The 21,043-nt window shown below is 39.8% G+C and carries 18 protein-coding genes and 1 pseudogene; 6 read left to right on the top strand and 13 right to left on the bottom strand.

What is annotated here, in order from left to right; all coding sequences use genetic code 11:
- Positions 1-19 precede the first annotated feature (19 nt).
- The gene (locus J4N25_RS13380; protein ID WP_207420154.1) at positions 20-235 is read left to right on the top strand and encodes a hypothetical protein; all 216 of its coding nucleotides are present in this window, start codon (positions 20-22) and stop codon (positions 233-235) included.
- Here J4N25_RS13380 and J4N25_RS13375 read toward each other — a convergent pair.
- From J4N25_RS13375 to J4N25_RS13355, 5 genes are all read right to left on the bottom strand, one after another.
- On the bottom strand, positions 215-1,996 hold the full coding sequence (locus tag J4N25_RS13375) for a cytochrome-c peroxidase (RefSeq protein WP_207420152.1): 1,782 nt from the start codon (positions 1,994-1,996) through the stop codon (positions 215-217). The genes J4N25_RS13380 and J4N25_RS13375 overlap by 21 nt on opposite strands.
- 78 nt (positions 1,997-2,074) lie before the next feature.
- Positions 2,075-3,550, bottom strand: coding sequence for an alkaline phosphatase PhoX (locus J4N25_RS13370; protein ID WP_207420150.1), 1,476 nt, complete (start codon positions 3,548-3,550; stop codon positions 2,075-2,077).
- Positions 3,551-3,814: 264 nt separating this feature from the next.
- On the bottom strand, positions 3,815-5,329 hold the full coding sequence (locus tag J4N25_RS13365; RefSeq protein WP_207420148.1) for a DUF4394 domain-containing protein: 1,515 nt from the start codon (positions 5,327-5,329) through the stop codon (positions 3,815-3,817).
- A gap of 56 nt (positions 5,330-5,385) precedes the next feature.
- Complete coding sequence (locus J4N25_RS13360) at positions 5,386-7,077, bottom strand: PAS domain S-box protein (protein WP_207420146.1); 1,692 nt, start codon at positions 7,075-7,077, stop codon at positions 5,386-5,388.
- 136 nt (positions 7,078-7,213) lie between these two features.
- Positions 7,214-7,759 (bottom strand): hypothetical protein, encoded by a 546-nt coding sequence (locus J4N25_RS13355; protein WP_207420145.1) that lies wholly within the window; start codon positions 7,757-7,759, stop codon positions 7,214-7,216.
- A gap of 469 nt (positions 7,760-8,228) precedes the next feature.
- Between J4N25_RS13355 and J4N25_RS13350 the strand changes: the two genes are divergently transcribed.
- Complete coding sequence (locus J4N25_RS13350; protein ID WP_207420144.1) at positions 8,229-8,609, top strand: winged helix-turn-helix transcriptional regulator; 381 nt, start codon at positions 8,229-8,231, stop codon at positions 8,607-8,609.
- A 34-nt stretch (positions 8,610-8,643) separates the two neighbouring features.
- On the opposite strand, the gene J4N25_RS13345 is transcribed toward J4N25_RS13350, so the two are convergent.
- Both J4N25_RS13345 and J4N25_RS13340 read right to left on the bottom strand, forming a co-directional pair.
- Complete coding sequence (locus J4N25_RS13345; RefSeq protein WP_207420143.1) at positions 8,644-10,908, bottom strand: response regulator; 2,265 nt, start codon at positions 10,906-10,908, stop codon at positions 8,644-8,646.
- Positions 10,909-11,092: 184 nt separating this feature from the next.
- Complete coding sequence (locus J4N25_RS13340) at positions 11,093-11,458, bottom strand: winged helix-turn-helix transcriptional regulator (RefSeq protein WP_207420142.1); 366 nt, start codon at positions 11,456-11,458, stop codon at positions 11,093-11,095.
- Positions 11,459-11,607: 149 nt separating this feature from the next.
- Between J4N25_RS13340 and J4N25_RS13335 the strand changes: the two genes are divergently transcribed.
- Positions 11,608-12,213, top strand: a complete 606-nt coding sequence (locus tag J4N25_RS13335) for an FMN-dependent NADH-azoreductase (protein WP_207420141.1) — start codon at positions 11,608-11,610, stop codon at positions 12,211-12,213.
- A gap of 131 nt (positions 12,214-12,344) precedes the next feature.
- Here the strand turns inward: J4N25_RS13335 and J4N25_RS13330 are convergent, their stop codons facing one another.
- Entirely contained in the window at positions 12,345-13,256 is a 912-nt protein-coding gene (locus J4N25_RS13330; protein ID WP_207420140.1) for a sterol desaturase family protein, read from the bottom strand.
- A 173-nt stretch (positions 13,257-13,429) separates the two neighbouring features.
- On the opposite strand from J4N25_RS13330, the gene J4N25_RS13325 reads away from it, so the two are divergent.
- The 3 genes from J4N25_RS13325 (at position 13,430) to J4N25_RS13315 (ending at position 15,961) form a co-directional block, all read left to right on the top strand.
- Positions 13,430-14,617, top strand: a complete 1,188-nt coding sequence (locus tag J4N25_RS13325; protein ID WP_207420139.1) for a winged helix-turn-helix domain-containing protein — start codon at positions 13,430-13,432, stop codon at positions 14,615-14,617.
- A 154-nt stretch (positions 14,618-14,771) separates the two neighbouring features.
- The gene (locus J4N25_RS13320; RefSeq protein WP_207420138.1) at positions 14,772-15,356 is read left to right on the top strand and encodes a hypothetical protein; all 585 of its coding nucleotides are present in this window, start codon (positions 14,772-14,774) and stop codon (positions 15,354-15,356) included.
- Positions 15,357-15,532: 176 nt separating this feature from the next.
- On the top strand, positions 15,533-15,961 hold the full coding sequence (locus tag J4N25_RS13315; protein WP_207420137.1) for a hypothetical protein: 429 nt from the start codon (positions 15,533-15,535) through the stop codon (positions 15,959-15,961).
- Between the two features lie 406 nt (positions 15,962-16,367).
- Here J4N25_RS13315 and J4N25_RS13310 read toward each other — a convergent pair.
- The 5 genes and pseudogenes from J4N25_RS13310 to J4N25_RS13290 form a co-directional block, all read right to left on the bottom strand.
- A pseudogene (locus J4N25_RS13310) lies at positions 16,368-17,231 on the bottom strand (penicillin-binding transpeptidase domain-containing protein).
- 134 nt (positions 17,232-17,365) lie between these two features.
- On the bottom strand, positions 17,366-17,842 hold the full coding sequence (locus tag J4N25_RS13305; RefSeq protein ID WP_207420136.1) for a hypothetical protein: 477 nt from the start codon (positions 17,840-17,842) through the stop codon (positions 17,366-17,368).
- Positions 17,839-18,522 carry a LytR/AlgR family response regulator transcription factor gene (locus tag J4N25_RS13300; protein WP_207420135.1) on the bottom strand — a complete coding sequence of 228 codons (684 nt, stop codon included), beginning with the start codon at positions 18,520-18,522 and terminating at the stop codon, positions 17,839-17,841. Before J4N25_RS13300 ends, J4N25_RS13305 begins: the two co-directional genes overlap by 4 nt.
- Positions 18,512-19,342, bottom strand: coding sequence for a sensor histidine kinase (locus J4N25_RS13295; RefSeq protein WP_207420134.1), 831 nt, complete (start codon positions 19,340-19,342; stop codon positions 18,512-18,514). Before J4N25_RS13295 ends, J4N25_RS13300 begins: the two co-directional genes overlap by 11 nt.
- A 472-nt stretch (positions 19,343-19,814) precedes the next feature.
- The gene (locus J4N25_RS13290; protein WP_207420133.1) at positions 19,815-21,011 is read right to left on the bottom strand and encodes a GAF domain-containing sensor histidine kinase; all 1,197 of its coding nucleotides are present in this window, start codon (positions 21,009-21,011) and stop codon (positions 19,815-19,817) included.
- Between the last annotated feature and the right edge of the window lie 32 nt (positions 21,012-21,043).

Genomic DNA, 21,043 nt, shown 5'->3' with positions numbered 1-21,043 from the left:
TACTAGTATACAACTGTGAATGTCGCGAAGTGCATGTGCTGCCGAATGCGAAAAGCATACATTCTTCTCACTTGCTAATATAAATAATTGGGATACTGGTCGTAGCAGTGCCTACGACCAGTATGAATTAAGATTAAATGCTTGTTGCAGCAATGCAAACGGCCTTGATAGTAGAAAACATCTACAGTTCCTGATCTTTAATAAGAGCCTTTTGCTATTTTTCTTCGTCAGTTAGTGTTCTTAAAAAATGAATGATGTCTTGTTTTTCTTTTTCGCTCAATGCCAGTTTGTCAAAGGGTAAGGTTTGATGCTCCAGGTTCATTCCGATCCCATTGCCTCCGCCTAGTTCATAAAACTTCAACACCTCTTCCAGGGTGTTATACACCCCGTTATGCATATATGGTGCTGTCAATGCTATATTCCTTACCGTTGGTGTTTTGAACGAAAATTTAAGCGGTTCTAATTGGTTCTGTTTATATCTGCCCACGTCAGAATCAATTTTCGCGTTACTCCAGGCAATACTCTCAGGCACACCAATTACTTCCGACTCGGTATTGTTATACCATGGCGGAACCGTTCCGCTATAAACAGGTATAAAATGGCAGGTAGCGCATTTGGCCTTTCCAGCAAAAAGGTTGAAACCATTTTTTTCGCTTTCGTTGAGACTGCCCGTACCTTTGAAATAATGATCAATTTTCGAATTAAAGGGCATCAGGCTTCTAACATAAGATGCAATGGCATTCCTGATCTCAAAAGGGGTAATTGCCTTTGAATCGGGGTATGCTTTTTTAAATAGTTCTAGTAGCTTGTCACTTGAAGAAACCCTTTCTTTGATTTCTTCCGGAGATAGATTGAATTCTTCCGGGTCCTTCATCACACTCTCAATCTGATTTTCTAAATCCTGTGAGCGCATGTCATAAAAGAATGACTTTTGAAATGCAGCGTACAGCAGAGTGGGAGAATTGCGCCTGATACTGTTGCTGTGGACGTTTGCATTGGAAGTGATTTTCCCATCTGTGAATGCCATTTTTGCATTATGGCAAGTGGCGCAACTCATGCTATTACTTCTTGACAACTGAACGTCGTTAAATAATATTTTACCCAACGCCGTTTTTTCAGCGCTTGATTTGGAGGCTGCAAAAGGCGAAAAGGCATCAGGATTTAATTTCTTTCCTTGCATTAAATCGGCAAGATGACCGGAAAATACTTTATTATCCCCAAAGTTTGGGACGTCTTTTAGAACGCTTTTAAATTCATCCTCAAAAGTGATGCTTAGAGGCATTAAGCTCGATTTGATAAATTCCAATCGGTTGAAACTATCAAAATCATTATTCTTTTCGATATACTGTTTTGCTCTCTTTATCGATTCAATAAGCTTTGTGCTAACCTCATGGTCGTTCACATCACAGTACATCCGGTAGAACGCTTCAATTCCATCAATACTATACTTAGCCTCGTCGATAGAGTTAAAAGCTACCGGAGAATCGAAGCCTGTAATTCCCAAAGTAGCAATTCTTATAATGTGATGCTGAATTGCCTCGTAAAAATGGTGGTTCTGGACAGGAAGGTCTTTAAAATTTTGACGTACGAAATTTAAATCTGTTCTTAAAATACGTACTTGTTTCTTTAATTCTTGCAGGTCTACGCTATCGCTATAAATTATTTCTTCGATTACCTGAAACCCGGCTGCCTCATTAATCATATTGTCATCCGTCTTGATTTCGGGTAAGGCTGGCCCATTAATCCTTCTGGAGAGCCCTTGAAAATAGTATTCAACAAAAGGCTCAATGTTCTTATACTGTTTTCTGCTTTGTTTGAAGTTTAAAAGGAGGGTTTCTTTGTTTCCGGCCTCCTCCAATTGTTCTAAAGTTAAATTTAAAGAATCAATTTTAGCTTCAATATTAGCCTGAATTCTATCTTCAAATGATTCAGGGCTTTTATTGGTACAAGAAAGAACGTATAGTAAAGTAAAAATTAAAAACAGTATTCTGGTCATACATCAAAACTGAACGTTATATAAGCAAAAAGACCTTTCGCTTATATAAACGAAAGGTCTTTTATCAGTAATTATATTTTACCTTGGAACACCCTTTAAGATAAGTGTTTGACCTCCGGATTTGTAAGACTGAACAGAAGTTGCCTTGCTTGGATTTAAGAATTTATTTCCCTCTTCCCAAGTATGTGCATGGATATTGATAGTAAATGTGCCGGGTACTCCAACTACATCAGAAATATCAACCATAGCTCCATGCTCCCAAATTCCTTTCTTTAATTGATTTGCGCCTGCAGGATTGTATTTTGTACCTAAAACACTTGCGTCGCCATGGGTCATATCCATAAATACTTTTTTGGTTCCATCGCTGATTTTATACTGCCAGATCAAGGAATTGTGTGTGGCTTCAGGCCAGAAAGAATCTCCATCCTCCTGAATATAAACGTAGTTTTCAGTTACACAAAGATTATCTGGATTAACAATATCCGAACCCTTTACGTTTGCACCGGTTGGAGAAACGTCGCCATCGGCAGCAATTTTCAATGTTCCTTTCAACGGATCATTAGCATCCAGCTTCAGTTGATACATCCTTCCCATATAGGTTTTTTCAGATGAACCAGCTACACCTGTTGATACAAAATAGATCTCTCTGTTGTTAGCAGCAGAACCTTTGCGATAATCCAAATCTTCAACACGGGCAAACTGAATTGATTTAAGAGTCGAATTTAAATTCTCAATTTCAGGTCCGGTTAAGTTTTTCGCATTCGGAACTTCAACAAATTCAACATTGTACGTATTGTTCCAGGTCATTGCTGTTTCAACCTGATTCAAGTCAGTTCTTCTTAAAACGTACAGCTTACCGTTGTCCAGATCGCCAACGGTATTCGAAACATACAGATAAACTTGTCCGTTAGAAGCGTCTTCACCAGTGATGATCACTGTTTTTCCAGGATAAGCATTTTTATGAAGAGGAACAGCATTCTCGCCACTGTATTTACCTAAAGCTGGTTTAGTTCTGTTGTTTCTTGAAGGGTCTGCAGCCGCAATAGGGTCGATGGCATGCGTCATGGCATTCACATTGGATTCTCCTGTTGTTAAAAACATAGGACCAAAACCATGCTCAGCAGGTGTAGCCATAGTGGCAGAACAAAGTCTAAATCCACCGCCGTCTGTATTTACAATATACTCCCCTTTGGTTATATTTAATTGTTTGTCTAGATAAAGTCTTGATACCGCCCATGTATTTTCATGATTGGTAACCATAATATATCCGCTACCGTCAGGATTCGCGATAAAACCCTGGCCGTCTGGAGCGCCTCCGTAAACCATATCGCCTGAATTTGGAATAGGGTCTTCGCTACTTACTAGTGTGTAAACTCCCACGTTTGAAAAGTCAGAGCCCATCTTAACAAAGGCAGGGGTAATTGAACGATTTTTAAACTCAACTGATGGTGCAGGTTTGTTCTCTTCGTCCTTAGTTTCATCCTGCTTACAAGAAACAAGAACATTGCTAACTAAGGCTGTAGCCAACAAGGTAATTGAATAAAAGTTTTTCATTTCTCTCAAGTTTTATTGGCCAAAAGTAAGGGTCGTTGTTTCATTGGAAGTTAAGGTAATGTTATGATAAATGTTGTTTACTTTAAACTTTGTATATTTTTTAATGTTGGGCTAGCCTGCCGGGCTGTACTGGAGGTAGCAGGTTTAAAACTTTCGGAACTTTATTGCATAGCTTTCAGCAGCTCGGAAACAAAACATTTTGCCGGAAAAAGAAAAGCCGCCCTACCACAGGCGGCTTTCTACTAAGCATCAAAAAAACGAATCTTAAAATCCTAATCCCATAGCAAAACCACGCACTGGTGAGTTAAAGCTTACGCCAGATTTAACTGTTGCCATGCCGGTAGTGGTGTTGATTGTATATAGTCTTGTTGCGCCGCCTACAGTAAGCACTGCGTAAGCCATTCCTGAGGTGCCGCCAATATCAAAGCCGTTTGCTGCTTGTGCATCAACTCCCAGACTGCCTACTTCAACTAAGCCGCCCGCATTTGGTGGGTCTTGTTTGTATAGTTTATCGTTTCCGGAATCTATATCGAACAATGTAGTTGTTGTTGTTCCGGGAAAGTTATTGGTATAGGCGCCAGCACTTACAGATGGTGAACCAGGATTTAATGAACCATCAACTGCGGCTATCAGTCCGGTATTTGGATCCAAACGCAGGTTTTGACCCGTATTACTGATCACACGAATTCGGTCTACAACAGGGTTAAAGTCGAAACCAAAAGAAGTTCCACTAAGCAAAGTAACCAAAGGGGACATACCAACCTGAGCTGCTGCTCCGCTTGACAGGTTAATTGTATAGATTCTACTGGTGCTACCTAAAGCATACAGCTGACCATTAACGGGGCGGAAGTCTATTCCGTGAATAGTTTCTCCTGCCTGCATACCAGTAATAGCTTTTGTTATTATATCGGCCTTTTCAGGATTAAAGATCATCAGGTTGTTACTCTCGTCAACAGCATAAGCAACCGGCTCGGTAGGTATTGCGATACCTACAATGGTATTAGGAAAGTTACCCAGACTGACAGTTGTTCCATTCTCTACATTTATCTGGTAAAGTGCAGAAGTACTGCCATTCCCTACGGAGGCAAGTGCTATTCCTGAAGGAGAAATATCGAAGGAAGACTCAGTGGCAGAACCTGTGAAGCTGAGAGAACCTACTTCCACAAGGGTTCCAGCATTTGGTGGGTCTTGTTTGTAGAGCTTTTTAGCAGTAACGTCAATATCAAAAAGTACGGTACTTGCTGCCCCAGCCTTACTGTTGGTGTAAGCAACACTTGAGATTGATGCGCCTGCTACACCATTGATATTTCCATCAACAACTGCAACAGCACCAGTTTCAGGATGCGCGCGTAAATTCTGACCACTGGTGGTTACGATCCGGATACGGTCTACCGTAGGATTGAAGTCGAACCCTGCTACGCTACCTGATAGTGCCGGCGTGAAAGGACCAGCGCCTATTGCTGTAGCTTTTCCGCTGGAACTAATAGTATAAATGCGGCTAGTGCTTCCCAAACCGTAAAGCTGACCGGTAGCGGGACGATAGTCAATGGCCAGTAATGTCTCGCCACTTTGCAAACCGGTAATGTTAATACTATTTGGCATCATTCCAAGGTTGTTTGCGTTGTAGGACTGAAGAGTGCCTGTAGATGTTAGTGCTGTAAACATCAGGTCGGGCTTATCAGCTAGAGGATCGCTGTTGTCTTTTTTGCAGCTGAATAAAGTTGTTGCGAGGAGCAGTACAAACAAAGCTGCTGTACGCGTAGTAAAGGTTGTTCTCATTTCGTATCTATTATTACCTGAGATACGAATATTTTAAAGGGATGGATTTTGGGAAATTATATATTTGTTAGGTCATCCCATCGAGAAGTTTTTTCTGCAACATCTTTAAGGATATGGTCAAGCTCATGAGCACTGTTCTTGAGCATATCCAGTAACTCATTATCTCCCTTCTCTGCGAGCAAATCAATAATTCCCAAAATATTGGCAAGCGGTTTACGTACCAGATGAGAGTTTGAATGAGCAATTTCCAGGATCTTTAAATTTCTGGCCTCTATTTCTTTCTGTTTCAACTTTAAAGGAGTAATATCGCGCATTGACCCAATCATTCGTACAACCTTTCCCTGCTTATCCTCCATGACGAAGGCTCGATCTGCAAAATACTTATAACTACCATCAGCGCATTTGAAGCGGTATTCTTTTTCCCACTTACCCAGCTTTTCAGTTGCTTTATAAACACTATCCTTAATATGTTCCCTATCATCAGGGTGAACATTTTCAAAAACCCAACTGCTACTCGTACGCCCTTCTGTTGTTTCATACCCCAAAAGAATTCCAAAGGCTTTGCTCCAATGAAAGTGATCCTTCTCAAGATCCCAATCCCACAAAATATCGTTTGTCGCACTAGCTAAAAGATCATACCTCTCTTTGCTTTCTTCTATTTGTTTTTGGGTATTTTTTCTTTCAGTAATGTCTCTGAAGAATACTGATAAACCATTTTGAGAGGGATAGGCGTAGACATCGATCCAGATCTGCAAGGGTGGAAAGTATTCTTCGAAATGAACCGAAACCTGATCATTCATAGCCCGGTGGAATTCGCAATAGAATTTCAAGGGTATTGCGTCTTGGTAAACGTCCCAAAGGTTGCGGTTTATTATTTTCTCTCTAGGCATGCCGAGAACTTTTTCCGCTTCGCAATTCCAGTAGGTCACATTCCAATCAGAATCTACTGCATAAAAGCTATCTGTAATACTCTCCAAAATTTCCTTTACCCGTTCAGACTGCTTTTTGATCTGATTTTCTGCCTCCACTTTTTCGGTTGCGTCTTTAGCTATGCAAAACAACATCCTATTTTTAGGGTCCCATCGCGCTGACCATACTACTGGAATAAGAGAGCCGTCCTTTTTTTTATACCTGTTTTGAAAATTTGTCAGATTCTTTCCACTAATCACCATTTTCCCAGCCTCAATGGTAGCTTCATGATCTTCCTCAGTTACAAGATCCATAAACAAGCGTCCAATTAGTTCTTCAGGCTTATATCCCCAGACTTGTATAGAAGCTTGGTTGCATTCTATAAATCGACCGTCTTTATCGAAAGCGCAGATAACGTCTACCGAGTTATCCATTACCTGCTGTAACTTGTAAGCTTTATCAGCAATTTCCTGCTTGAAATCTAGTGCCTCCTGCATATTTTGCACAATAGTGAGCCAGCAGGAAAGACCATTGTAGTCAAATGGTGAGGAGTAAACCTTGACATAAAATGCCTTGCCGTTCTTATCCAGGTGCCTGGTTTCCCAAACATTCTTTTTGCGAGGGTTAGAATTAGAGATACAATCGCTAAGGAATGGCAATTCTTCGGGAGGGCGAAGGTCTTTTAGTGTTAGGCCAACAAACTCCTCGCGACTGTAGCCATATTGTGAAATTGCGGCTTCGTTAACCTCAACTATTTGTAAAGTATTCGCCAGGAAAATCCACATGGGTTGAGGATTCTCATGAAAGAAAAGGCTGGCTCCATCATGGAAGTAGTTCACGTATACAATATCTGAAGTGGTGTATAGGCTTTTACGAGGATAACCGGTTTTTGTTACCTGTTATCTTTTGCCATTGAAAATAGCTACTGCAACTTTGAACTTAGAAAGAGCTTAATGAAGATCCAGGTAGCTTTATTTATCTTACCCTTATTACAAATTCCTGAATAGCAAGTGTATCGTATTTACCCAGGCTCTTTACAAATTCCTCGTTGAATTCATTGAACAATACTCCTTCCTCCCTTGAAGCCAGAGCTGCACCTCTTTCTGGAAAATATTCGTTTCGAGACAGTTTATAAGCAAAACATGAAAAACTTAGGGAGTTTAAGGAACCTCTCGCTACGCGGATCTCTCTTCTATAAATATAAGCACCGCCCTGAATTGAAGGATCGGCATACCTGGTCAAACTAGGGTGACGGTAATTGGAACTGTAGTCTGCGACATAAGGAGAGTAGAATAAATTGAGCCCATCCTTCCTTTCTACTCTATACCGGTAGTCGGGACTGGAAAAGTACGCTGTATCAATACTGCGAAAGGTAAGGTTCCCCAGCCGCTTTCCAATCAGGTTTGCATTAAACATCTCACTGTTGTTAACAAAAGCGGATATCTTAGCAGGCGCTTTCACCTCCAGTTGATTAGTGAATAATTGTACACCAGATTTCCTCTCAACCTTTTGACTTTTCATAGTTAAGGGAAATTCAAGAGGCCTTTCGTCTTTATTACAAGAAATAAAGATGACAGACATAAATAAATAGAAACAAGCGATAAGTTTAAGATTCATTTTAGTTTGTTGATAAATTAAACCGGTAACCAAAGATAAAACTCATAAGGAGTTTTCGTAGGCCAACCCTTAAAATGGTTTACCGGCTCCTTTGGTGCCGCCTGTTACCAGGGCAATTTTACCTTCTAACTCTTTTTTACTTTCGAACTCTAGTGCCATAGGACTTCTGTTTTATGAGATTTAATTTTTCATTTATGCCATACGAACCCTTCACTCCTAGCCTTTCTCCGTTTGCAACGGGCTTTGGATTGTGCTGGATTCTGGTCCAAATTTCGATAGTACATAAGGCTCTAACAAGTACGGACTTACGATTCAAATAGGGAGAATTTTATCCCTATTGCCCGAATGAAATGCCCGGGTTATATTTGTATTTATGTACGAAAGAAAGATTTTGCCATACCTGAATTGTGGGCTTGACTTGGTGGGAGAAGTACTTTATGGAAAGTGGAAAATTCGCATACTTTGGTTCATTCACGAGGGTAACAAACGCCCGAGTGAGCTGCAACGCAAAATTCCGGACGCTACAAGGCGTGTTCTAAATATGCAACTAAAAGAATTGGAAAACCATGAACTGATTACGCGCCAGATCTTTGCTGTGATGCCTCCAAAGGTGGAATACAATCTTACTGATTTTGGTAGATCATTGATACCTCTGATCCATGCCATTGGGCTTTGGGGAGATGAACATCAGGAGCAGCTGAAAAAGGTGATCCTGAAACAGTTTCCGCAGGTGCCTATGGAGCTTGAAGAATAGCAGGAGGATTAGGATAATTCCCTTTATGCGCTCTTCAGCGGACGCTACTCATTTCTTTAAGAACATCCTTCAAATCCTCCAATTTGAATGGCTTTGAAACAAAGGCGCTCATACCAGCATTCAAACACTTTTCTTTATCCTCGGGCATTACATTGGCAGTCATAGCAACGATTATAGGTTGCTGAATATCTTTATTCAGCCTGATTGTCATTGTTGCTTCAATACCATCCATCTCCGGCATCAGCATATCCATTAAGATAAGATCATAGGGGTGCTCGTTAAGCATATCTACGGCTTCTTTCCCATTCGCTGCAATCTTTGGATAGTAGCCTAATTTGTTAAGGACGCGAGTTGCTAACTTCTGGTTGATTAGGTTGTCTTCAGCAATAAGGATATCGAAAGGAAAAGCTGTAGCGAAATCATCGCTAAGTGTTACAATCATTCCGGCTTCAGGAAGGCTGTTTTCTGATTTTAGCTTCAGTTCCTGTTGCACGATAGATTTTAGCTGCGCTTGTTTAATAGGTTTGTTTACTACCGAGTTAAAAAGTTCTGGATATTTGGAACGTGATTCATCACCTACCGAACTAAGTAGAACAATGGGAGTTGCGGGATGTAAAACTTTCGCGGCCCTTGCAAAGCTTACTCCATCCATTTCGGGCATTTGCATATCCGAGATGATCAAGTCAAAATGCTGGTCTTTCAACAAGGCGAGAGCTTCGGCTCCGGAAAGTGCAGGCAAGGCCTTAATATTCCAAAGAGCTAACTGCTTTTGCAATATAGACAAGTTGGTTTGATTATCATCTAGGATCAACACCTTTTTCTTATCGAGGCCTGCAGTGCTTAGTGTTACATATTGCCTTTCCGAACTGTGCGCTACGCGGGTTTTTAAAGTGAACTTAAAGGTTGTCCCTACTCCTACTGTACTGGAAACGCTTACATCTCCCCCCATAAGTTTAATAAGACGTTCACTGATAGCCAAGCCAAGTCCCGATCCTCCATATTTGCGGGTAGTTGAAGAATCTACTTGCGAGAAGGCCTTAAATAGTCGGGATAACTTATCTTCCGGGATCCCAATACCTGTATCATGAATACTGAAACTTAGGTCAAGATCATCACCTACAGCATTAACTAGATTGACTTCTACAAATACTTCCCCCTGCTGAGTAAATTTTACTGCATTACCAACAAAGTTGATTAGAACCTGTCGCAAACGCATACTGTCTCCAACTATCATTACAGGTAGCAAATGATCCATTTGATACACCAGGTCTAAACCTTGTTGACCTGCTTTACTAGCAAAAACATCGAGTACAGCCTCTACACAGTGGCGAAGGTTAAAGTCATGTTTTTCAAGTTCAAGATTACCCGACTCGATCTTTGAAAAGTCCAGGATATCGTTTATGACGTGTAGCAGGGCATCCCCGCTGTTATTAATCACGTTTACATACTCTTCCTGTTCTGCATCCAGCCGGGTTTGAGCCAATAGTGATGCCATTCCGAGTACTCCATTCATTGGAGTGCGAATTTCATGACTCATGGTTGCCAGGAATACACTTTTTGCCTGATTGGCTATGTCTGCCCGTTCTCGCTCAGTTTGCAGCAATTCATTCATTGTGCAAAGATGTTCGGCCTGAGATTTTAGTTCTTCCGACTGGGTTTGCAGTTCTTCATTCAGCGCTTGGAGATTATCTGATTGCTGCTGCAATTCGAGAGATTGAATTTTTAGGTCGGCATTTAGTTGTTTAGTATTATTGGTCTCGGCAATTAGCGCATCTTCATGTTGTTTCGCAAACTTAACTCCCTGATAAACAAAACCTAATGCCATGCTTATTGTGGATAGGCCATTAGCGATAAAAAGGTAATGATAGTGTTCGTCTGAAATTTTTTCCCAGGTACTTATTTCAGGCACAAAGAACATACAAATAAGGAAGGACAAAGTAGTGATACCAAAATAAAGGAACATTTCCTCTTTAAATTTTTTCGTGGTGTCTATCATGTAGGGAATAGCAATGTAGAACGTCAGAAAAAACATATATCCACCAGCTTTTAGTCCCTGCAAATAGACTACCAGGATAATAAAGAGGCTCACTATAAAGGTGTTGTTGAGTGTAGGATTTTTTACGAATCCCTTTTTTAGCAGTAATAAGTGCAGCGACATGACCAAACAATAGATTACCATGGCACCACCTAAATAATTAAATCCCAGCAAGTAAAAGGCAGCTGCTAAAAGTACACCTACTACTATTGATGTTGATGATATTTGGGTTATCTTCTTTTTATCTTCTTCCTTTTTATCCACTTACCTAAATTGTAGTTCAGGCCACTTGTACGCAGTTTATTTAAGGAAGTTATTATAATTATCCCAGCCCTATCCTGCCTTTTGCTTTGGTTCGTGAGTTTTGGCCGGAATGGCAATTAAAGAGTAACTATTTTTGAATTCATACAGAGTTTATGGTAATGGATTGCTGCTTAGCGGATCTTCATTATTTACGCATACTTTGCTTAATCTTTTCCCGGTGCTGCATCCCCCAGTCCCTCAATTCAAACAGTATTTTAGACAAGGATTTACTATAGGGAGTGGCTTCATAAATAACCTTTGCCGGCGAACCTTTATAGACACGACGGACTATAAACTCATTTAACTCTAGCTCCTTAAGGTCTTTAGCAAGCATCTTTGGACCGATACCGTGTAATATCTTTTGCAATTCCCCGAAGCGTCGGGGAGACTCAGTAAGTGAGAAAATAATAACTAGCTTCCATTTGCCGCCCAAAACGTACAGCGCGTCGCTAATGTAGTTTACGCTTGTAATACATGTTTCCCCTGAATGTATGATTTGATCTTCAATCATTTCCATAAATGTAAAGGTACTCACTTCCTTTGATGGAAGCGCTTCCCTGGAGGGAAGTTAGGGTTTTTAACCATTCACCAGGGCTAACTTTGTCTAAAGTTATTACCGGCAAATGTCCGGTTTATTCGAAACTCTATAAAATATTAGTAATGAAAACTATTCTTCACTTAATTTCAAGTCCCCGCCAGGATGCTTCAGTAAGTATTCAATTAGGCAGAGCCATAGTAGAAAAATTACAGCAGAAATATCCAGGCAGTAAGGTAAACGAGGTGAACCTGCTCAACGAGAACATCCCACATCTTGACGCGCCCCATCTACAATCGTTTTTCACACCCGAAGAACAGCTCACTTCTGATGACCGCGACAACATTCTGTACTCTGATAAGTCTATTTCAGAATTGATGGAGGCTGATGTAATTGTTCTTGGAGCACCGATGTATAATTTTACTATACATTCGTCGCTTAAAGCCTGGATAGACCATGTTGCCCGGTCAGGTAAGACCTTCCGCTATAGTCAGGAAGGTCCAGAAGGTCTTGTAAAAAGCAAGAAGGTTTATATTGCGGTAGCTACTGGCGGTGTGTACTCATCTGGGCCTTATGCTCCTTATGACTTTGTAGTTCCTTATCTTAAAAGTGTTCTAGGCTTTCTAGGAATGACCGATGTAACTGTTTACCGAGCAGAAGGTTTAAACATTCCAGGTATACAGGAAAATGCTTTAGATAAAGCTATTGCTGATGTTGAGGTAGGTGTTTAAGTTAGTATTCAATAAGAATCAGGCCTGCTACGCGTTTCGGGTAGCGGCCTACTTCTATCAACTCTTCAATAACACCTATAGCTTCGCGGTAATAAAATGGTTGAACCCAACGAACTCATTCTAGTTCATGGTTAAGTTCCTAACTTTTGCTTTCGTTCGTGAATTTTAGCCGGACTGGCAAAAGCATAAAAAAGTTTTTCTTTAATGCCCTTTGCCTTCCTCACGTCTTTTGCCATATCTACAAATTCATGAAAGTTAAGGAATATTGGATCCAGTCTGTCGCCAATTTTACTCGTTAAGCCGTATTCAGGCTTTTCATTTTCATCATGGTAAGTGCCGAATATCCTGTCCCAAATGATAAACGTAGCAGCGAAGTTTTTATCAAGGTATTTCTCCTGCGAACCATGGTGCACCCTGTGATTGGATGGGGTAGCGAATATATATTCTATCACAGGATGAAGTTTGCCAATATACTCCGTATGTACCCAAAATTGGAAGAGTACAGCAATTTGACTCACTACGAAGAATATAACGGGGTGGAATGCCATCAAGGCAACGGGCACAAAGAATATGATCTTGAGGTTTTGGATCCAGCTAAGTCTGAATGACACCGTCAAGTTATACGTTTCGGCGGAGTGATGAACAACGTGGGTAGCCCAAAAGAACCGGTTGAAATGAGATATACGATGCGACCAGTAGCTAAAAAAGTCGAAAACGATATAACAAGGAATGATGGTCCACCAGTTGAACTCCATGCGCCACGGAACTAAATTGTAGATCCAAACTGCTGCGTAGAGGATTACTACCTTAAAAAAGACACCAATCCCTACACTTCCAAATCCAACCAGGGCAGAGCCTATTGATTCCTTTAGACGGTAGTTTTTGTTTTGGAGATACCACGAATAACCAATTTCGAGGAAAGTAAAAAAAGCCATCGCAGGAATGGCATAAATAATTAATTGCGGTGAATTTTTCTCAAGGTTGGTGATCTCCTCAAAAGGAATTTGCTTTGCTCCAAAAATACTTCCGTCTAATAAAATCATAACAGTTCCAGATATACAATTCCTTTAAAGGATAAACGCTTGATTTTGTTTAAAATTCTGAAGGTAAGAAATTAATGTTAGGTTTAGAATTTACGACGGGATAAGTTCTTGATTTGCGCGAGGTGGTTTTTACGATATGCGGATACATTGAAAGCAAATGCTATTTTTACCTCGTGCAATCCATCTCACTAACACAAAAACAAGCAAGGAGAATTATTCTTTCAGCGGCCGGCTTAGCAAGGAAAGGGCAGTTTGGAACAGGAAAAGACGCAGTTTTCAAGGTAATTGATCATTTGGGCTTTGTGCAGTTGGATACTAATTATGTTGTTGAGCGCGCCCATCATCATGTGCTTCAAGCTCGTGTCCCTGATTACCAAACCGAATGGCTAACGGAACTTGGAGAGGAAGGGCTGATCTTTGAGTATTTTTTCTCCGATGCTGGTTATTTACCAATGCGCGACTTCCGCTATTCTCTTAAAGTAAAAAATGCTTTTAGGACCCAGGGAAAACCTTTCACTAACCCTCAGGATAATTTAAGAAAGACAATTATGGACATGGTGGAGCGGAACGGTCCTGTAATGGTTGAAGATTTTGAAAATGACCGTATAGAAGCCAGCACTGGATGGTGGGATTGGAGACCTTCCAAAGTTGTACTCGAAAAGCTATATTTAATTGGAGACCTCATGATTAGCCGAAACAAGGCTTTTAAAAAGATCTATGATCTTCCCTTTAACTTAGTACCTCCAGAAACCGATCAGACTGTCCCGACTGATAATGAATTTGTTAGCTTTATTATTCTTCGCACATTAAAGGCAATGGGGATTGCTTCAGCCAAAGAAATGAACTGGTATGCGAGAAGAGTGAAAGGCAATCCGCTGAAAAATGTTCTCGCAGAGATGGTTGAGCAGGGTGAGATTAACATCGTTAATATTGAGCGGATTAAAGGTCCGCACTATATGCTCGCAAGCCAGGAGACCGAAGTTGAATTAGATAATGATGTGTTTATTCTTTCACCTTTTGATATAGTTAATGTGTTCCGTTCCCGCTTGGCGAATTTCTTCAATTTCGACTACCAGATTGAGTGCTTTGTCCCTGCCAATAAGAGAAAGTATGGCTATTTCTCACTTCCGATACTTGCAGGAGACACCTTTATAGCCCGGATGGACGCTAAGGCAGATCGAAAAGCTAAAGTATTGATTGTACACAATCTACATTTTGAGCCTGTTGTACTCGATCTAGTTACCATTGAAAAACTGATAACCTCATTAAAATCTTTTGTGTTATTCAACCAATGCCGGGATATAATTTTTAAGAGGTCGAATAATGAAGGGTATATGAAAGTGATCAGTAGGAGCTTTTAATGATAATCATTACTTTCGGATACCCAAGGGAACTTTTTGTCCTTTTGGTTACTCTATTTATTTTTACATTATCTCTTATTAATGCCAAGGATTTTGTTGAATTAGATCGACAGCATCCTTTTTTTAATTATTTTACAAAACCCATCTCTTTATCATGAAAAAAAAATGCCTTATCATAACTCTGCTTGTAATTGAATTTCTGAATAGCTATTCGCAGACTGCCGAATTAAAACCCTTTACTACTAAAGGTTCGAAGCTTATTGTGGAAGAATTGGTAGACCTCCATAATCCAATTGTAACGAAAAAGTGTATTTTTTCTGCTTTCCTTAAGTCATTTGAGCCTAATGATGAGCATGACTTCAGACTAGTTGATAAAGAGGCTGGTAAAATTTTATTAGCAACCACCATGCATAACACACCAGTAAGAAAGGACGACCTTTTTGTGATTGATTTAATAACTGATTTTAAGGCGCAGAGCGGGATGTATAAATTAACAGTGCTTGTTGATAACGCAAGGATTATTACCTCTAAATTGCCAGATTCGGCACATGTTAAGACAATAGTAAAAATCGATCTAGCAAGGATAAATAATGATTTTTTTTACGACAAGAAAATAACAAAGTACAAAAGAGAGCTGGCTGCACAATATCTTATCGAAGCAAATGAAATAATCTATAGATTCATTGGCTATATTAAAACTGAGGTAAACCGGCGAGCTTTAGTTACCCTCGAATTATAACCTCCTCATGAGGTAAGAAGAGAGCTAGACCATAAGTACTGGTAGAAATATGACTTGATTTATAAGGCGATCAAAATCTATTTTTAATAAATAACTTATTTTGATCATGTCTTTGTACATTAGCCAAATAAACCTAAAAACTATATGAACCTACTCACTAGTTGGTTTGAAGCTTAATGGATAAGGAAAAATTTTTATCGTCAGAACAGATGTCGCAGTTTCTCAAGTATGAGGATTTACCTGCTCAACATGTTCAATTTACTGAAACAGTGTCCCCGGAAAACTCTACCACATTGTATTCCTGCAGATTAAAGAAAACAGAATTCCTTTCCGCAGAATTTGCATGGTTTGCGATCTCCTCCGCATTGAATGACGACCCTTGCGAAATGTGTTACCGTGACTTTGAATTGATGCCGTACCAGGAATATTACGCTGAAGTAACTATGTGGGCCATTTTTTGCAACTTCGACATGGACAAGTTCTTCCCTGGGCCGGAAAAACCTCTTTCTATTTTAAGATTAGCTAAAGAACTCGATCGTAGTGAGTTTTTATTGGATTACGAGAATGAATACGCTTACATTCTTATCGAAATGAACCATCCCTAGCAACCTGATTCATCCTGGTGAATCTGTAAAACTTGTAACGCGTCCTGATATTTCGCAAATCTGTTTCTTTTCATGCTTCTAACGTTCTAATCACTGTGATTTTTAGAAATAATTAGCTATTGCAGGCGCGAGAATTTGGTGATGTTTGACTAATTTGAGATTGTAAGAAAGACTTTGAACTATCTGGTCTTTTCGTGCTCTGAGCATTTCGCTCAGAGCAGGACCGTTTATATGTTGAACCGGGAACCAACAGGGAATATCTTGATTTACCCAGTGAGAATATCCTGATACACCAACTTAATCAAACTACGTGCCACCGATCATAGATGAATAATTGGCAGTAAAAACGGTATCCTATTGCTGATTTGGCATTGTTTTCTAAACCTACTTATAATAATTGTCTTATTTACTGAATTGCTTGCAGAGATTTTAGTACTGATTTGGTTATATTCTTACGACAATCTGCAAAGTCCTTTCGATTTTTGGTCCGGTCCTGGAGCAGCCTTGTGGCAAAGAAAAACACGTTGCCATTGGTTTCGACGTAACCTACCCACCACCCATTGTTCTGGTGTTTATACCTTGCCCAGCCTGTTTTAGCCCGTATAGTATAAGAGGAACTTTGTTCGGTTAACATAACCCTTTTTACAATGTCTATGCTTCTTTTAGAGAATGGTAATTTCCCTTCATAAAGTCTTTTAAGAAAATCCACCTGATTTAAAGGGGTAATTCCCATTGGGCCAAAATTCCAGAAATCAATCTGCGGCTCTACGAGGTTTAAGTTCCTTTAACCGGATTCGGAGAGGTATTTCATATAAATGTTTCGATCAAGCTTCCTGGTAATTTCCAGGAAAACCCAAACAGCTGAAACTTGAAAAGCTTCTTTAACAGACATATCATGATATATTTCCGGCCTGTTGCCATACTTCACGGTGTCTGTCAATCCCTGCCATTTTATAACCTGGTTTTCGTCAGTAATAGTTTTTGTTTCGAGGGCGATTAGCAAATTGATGATTTTGAAGGTGGAGGCAGGCAAAGTTTCCAGGAATATACTACTCGTATCTGAGATATACCATTGCTTACGATTGTTATCGAGAATAACAACAGAACCTTCCACTTCGCACTCATCAAAATACTTTTTAAAATCCGGTCTTATTATGGCTCCTGATGGTATAATTCTATCATCAACAACTTGTCCTTGAGCATTTGATAGGGTTATAACCTGTAAGCAGAAATATGTCAGGAGATATACGAAGCAAGAGGGTTTTAACATTTTATGAGATCATTTAGCAGGTAAATTTAAGAATAGTATTTGCCAAGCCTTGAAGAAAAAAGGGTTTGAAATCTAGTAATTTGCCTGTAAAGTAGTAGAACTAATTTCTTTTGAGTTGCCAAGATACCTTATTTCTATTTGATATACTCCTTCAAATCACCTCCATAAGCCTCCTTTAGCAGGACAACAACTTCATTACCAGGAACGATAACCGGAAAATCGTTTATATGCCAAACTCGTTTCAAATTATTTTTGTGCCACCGAACTACGTTATCGAATAACTTATTCTCTGCCTTATACCTATTTGGCCAGCCTACTTTTAGCCTGGGTTTTAAGTTCGCATTAAACCATTCAGGAGAAAAACGGAGGTATATGTACATAAAGTTTTCGGTTGACTCTGGCCCCGGTACTAGAATTGCTTCCTGCACTCCAAAAATGTTCTTGCCTGTAAAAACAACGGCGTCATCCACAAACACGGAATCTTTGACCTTAAAATTCTGTACATGGTATACCTGTTGCTCGCTATGCTGGAGTTTAAACAATCTGTCGCCGAAGTATAAGCTACTAAGAATAGTACCCACAGTAATAATGTAAATATAAACTGGCTTCATCTGTTAGAATTTATCAATTGAAAGAACCGATCACGGTAACTAATACCAATATTGATCTGCTTTCCATCTAAATGAATAATATTTCTTTCGATACTTTTAACCTTATCAAGGGCTACGATATAGGATTTATGTACACGGATGAAGTTTGAATTCAACTTCTTTTCCATATTTGAAAAACTCTGGAGAGTTAATAGATGCCTTTTCTCGCAAACAATGTTGAGGTAATCCTTCATGCCTTCTATATAAATAATCTCTGAAAGATCAACTCTTTCCATCCTGTATTCCGTCTTTACAAAGATACCGGAGGTTTGTATTTCACTCCCCCTTAGTTCTTCCATTACTTTTTCAACCGCTTTCATAAAGCGACTGAAGGATATTGGCTTTAATAGATAATCGCTAACCCGGAACTCAAATCCCTGCAGGGCGTACTCGCTATAGGCCGAGGTTATTATAATTTTAGGAGGATGAGATATTGTTTGCATAAACTGAATTCCGTTGAGCTGCTCCATCTGAATGTCTAGAAATATCAGGTCAACAGGGTGTGACTTCAGAAACAGGAGTGCTTCAATCGGATCTTCAAAACATCCGGTAAGTTTAAACATAGGAACCTGGCTTACGTACTGCTTAATTTTTTCACGCGCCAGGGGCTCGTCGTCAATGATGATGCAGTTAATTTCCATTTTGGGTAAGGATTAGTCTTATATCAAAAACTCCATTCTCTTTCAGGATACAAAGTTCATGTTTATCAGGATAAAGAAGGTTCAGGCGTCGCTGTATATTCTGCAGACCTACTCCCGAACTCTTGTCCTTCGTGGCTTTACTATTCTCATCATATTTGTTAGCACAGGTAAAAATTAGATTACCCTGAGCTATTTCCAGCCCCACGCGGATGGCGAAAATGGATCTTTTGTCTGAACTGTGTTTGAACGCGTTTTCAACAAATGGAATCAGCAACATCGGAGCTACTTTAAACTCTCCTACATCGTCCCTTATATCAAGCTTTACTAGTTCCTTGTTAGACGATCGCAACATCTCAAGCTCGATGTAATTGTTTAGGTAAGCAATCTCATCAGCTAATAAAACCATGTCGTTTGAGCTTTCGTAGGTAGTATACCTCATCATTTCAGACATCCTTATCAACGATTCGGAGGCCCTTTGCTTTTCGTCTACCTGTATGAGTGTATCAATATTATTAAGCGTATTGAATAAAAAATGTGGGTTCAACTGAGCTTTTAATAATGCCAGTTCTGCTTCCGCGCTTTGTTTGAGTATTTGCTTGTTGAGTTCCTTTTGTACTCTTGATCGTTGTATGAGATAAACAATGGCACTTAAAATGGTAAATGGTACCCACATGGCAATGACTACCGGGAGGATAGAAATTACAAATGATGTCCAGAATGATCTGTGGTCAAATATCATTCGCGATACAAATAAAAGAAGAAATGAAACTGTGATAAAAGCAATTGTAATGGTAAGGTTCTTTCCTTTTAGTCTGAACAAGACACAGTAATTTAAATAAAAAATCAAGGAGCCGGGTATCATTATCCACATAATAATTGAGAAGGAAGCATAGACTGCCGTTATCTGGTCCCGAGGATCTTTATGTAATTGGGTCGAAATCAAAGCATAGACCGTAATCAATGAAATACATAAGCCAGTCCAGAAGTAAGAATGTAATTTTATCTCAGGATTGTTCATCTTATTCGCTTAGATATTCTAAAATGCCCCTTTACTAGTTACAATAAAAATGTAATCTACCATTGTGATAATTCCCTCTACCAATATATGTATTTAGGCTATATGAAAATTGTCGTTAAGTCAAGGGATGGTAGTTTGAAGGCTCTCAATTTCAAATTGAAACATCGCCGGGGAGGCGCTTACTTTACCTCAAGTAGAACGTTCTTAAATCCAATTGTCGTTTGAATAACTATATTTCCCTTGATAACCTTCAAGGATTTCAAACAGGAAAGACTTATTCTCGGCATGATAAAATCAAACTAAAACACGTTTCTACAGGATCAGAGCTTACCACAAGATTGCCACCATGGGCCTTTGCTATTTCGGATGCGATATATAATCCTAAGCCTAGCCCCTGCTGTCCTGGTTTTACTTCGCTCCGGGAGAAGGGCTTGAACAATCGCTCCATTGCAGCTGAAGGGATAGGATCGCCGGAATTTTTAACCTTTAAGATGTACCTACTTTCTTTGCTTTCGGATGTTACAAAAACAGGTTTATCAGCCGCGCCATGGATCAGTGCGTTTCCAAGGATATTAGAAAATAGTTGTCCGATGCGTTTACTATCACAAATAACAGGTAAATCAGCATTAAAACTTACTTCTATTTGGCGGTTTGGCCAGATTACTCTTAGCTCATCTATCACGTGGTGCAATACTACGTCAAGTTCCGGTTCTGATTGTAGATGGAGCGAGAATCCGTTGCCGAAGCGTCCACGGGCAAAATCAAGCATATTTTCTATCAGCGCCTGCATTCTAAAAGAGGAATTCTGAATAATGCCGAGTAATTTATCAGCCTTTTTTTCAAGCGGCATTTGTTTAAGCACCTGAATTCCGCTGGTGATTGCCCCCAGAGGATTACGCAGATCGTGTGCAAGGATAGCAATGAATTGCTCCCTGAATTCTGCGGTCTTTTGTTCCTCCTGAAGTTCAGATTTACTTACCTCGATTTGTTGCAATGTATGAAGGTGAAAGGAAATGAGCTCGGCAAACAGCTTAAACATCTCCATAATTTGAGGATTTTTAAGTTTGGCCGGCTTGGGATCAATAGCACATAAGGTTCCGAAAAACTCACCATTGTGGCGGAAGATGGGATAGGATATATAACTTTGAAAGCCATACATTGCTGGAGTATGATGATTGGCGAAAGTTTCATCCTCGCTAACATGATCGATAACAACGGGTTGTTTATGTTGACGAATCTCGTTACAAATAGTAGTTACCAAACGAAGTTGTTCTCCGGCTTGCAAGCCAAAAGCAATATCGTCTTTTACACTGCATGCTACCCAATGCAAATCAGTAACTCGGGCCACAGCTGCAAAACCCAATCCGGTAGCATGGCAAACTACCTTCAATATGCCAGGAATTGCCTCAATTTCGGTTATTGCACGAATATCTTCTTGAATGTTAATAGGCAGCTTGTTATCTGTAACCATAGATAGAATGGTGATGTTAACTGATAAATATT

Source organism: Desertivirga brevis, from assembly GCF_017355835.1.
The sequence above is the reverse complement of the archived record's forward strand: the minus strand, read 5'-3'. Positions and strand labels throughout refer to the sequence as shown.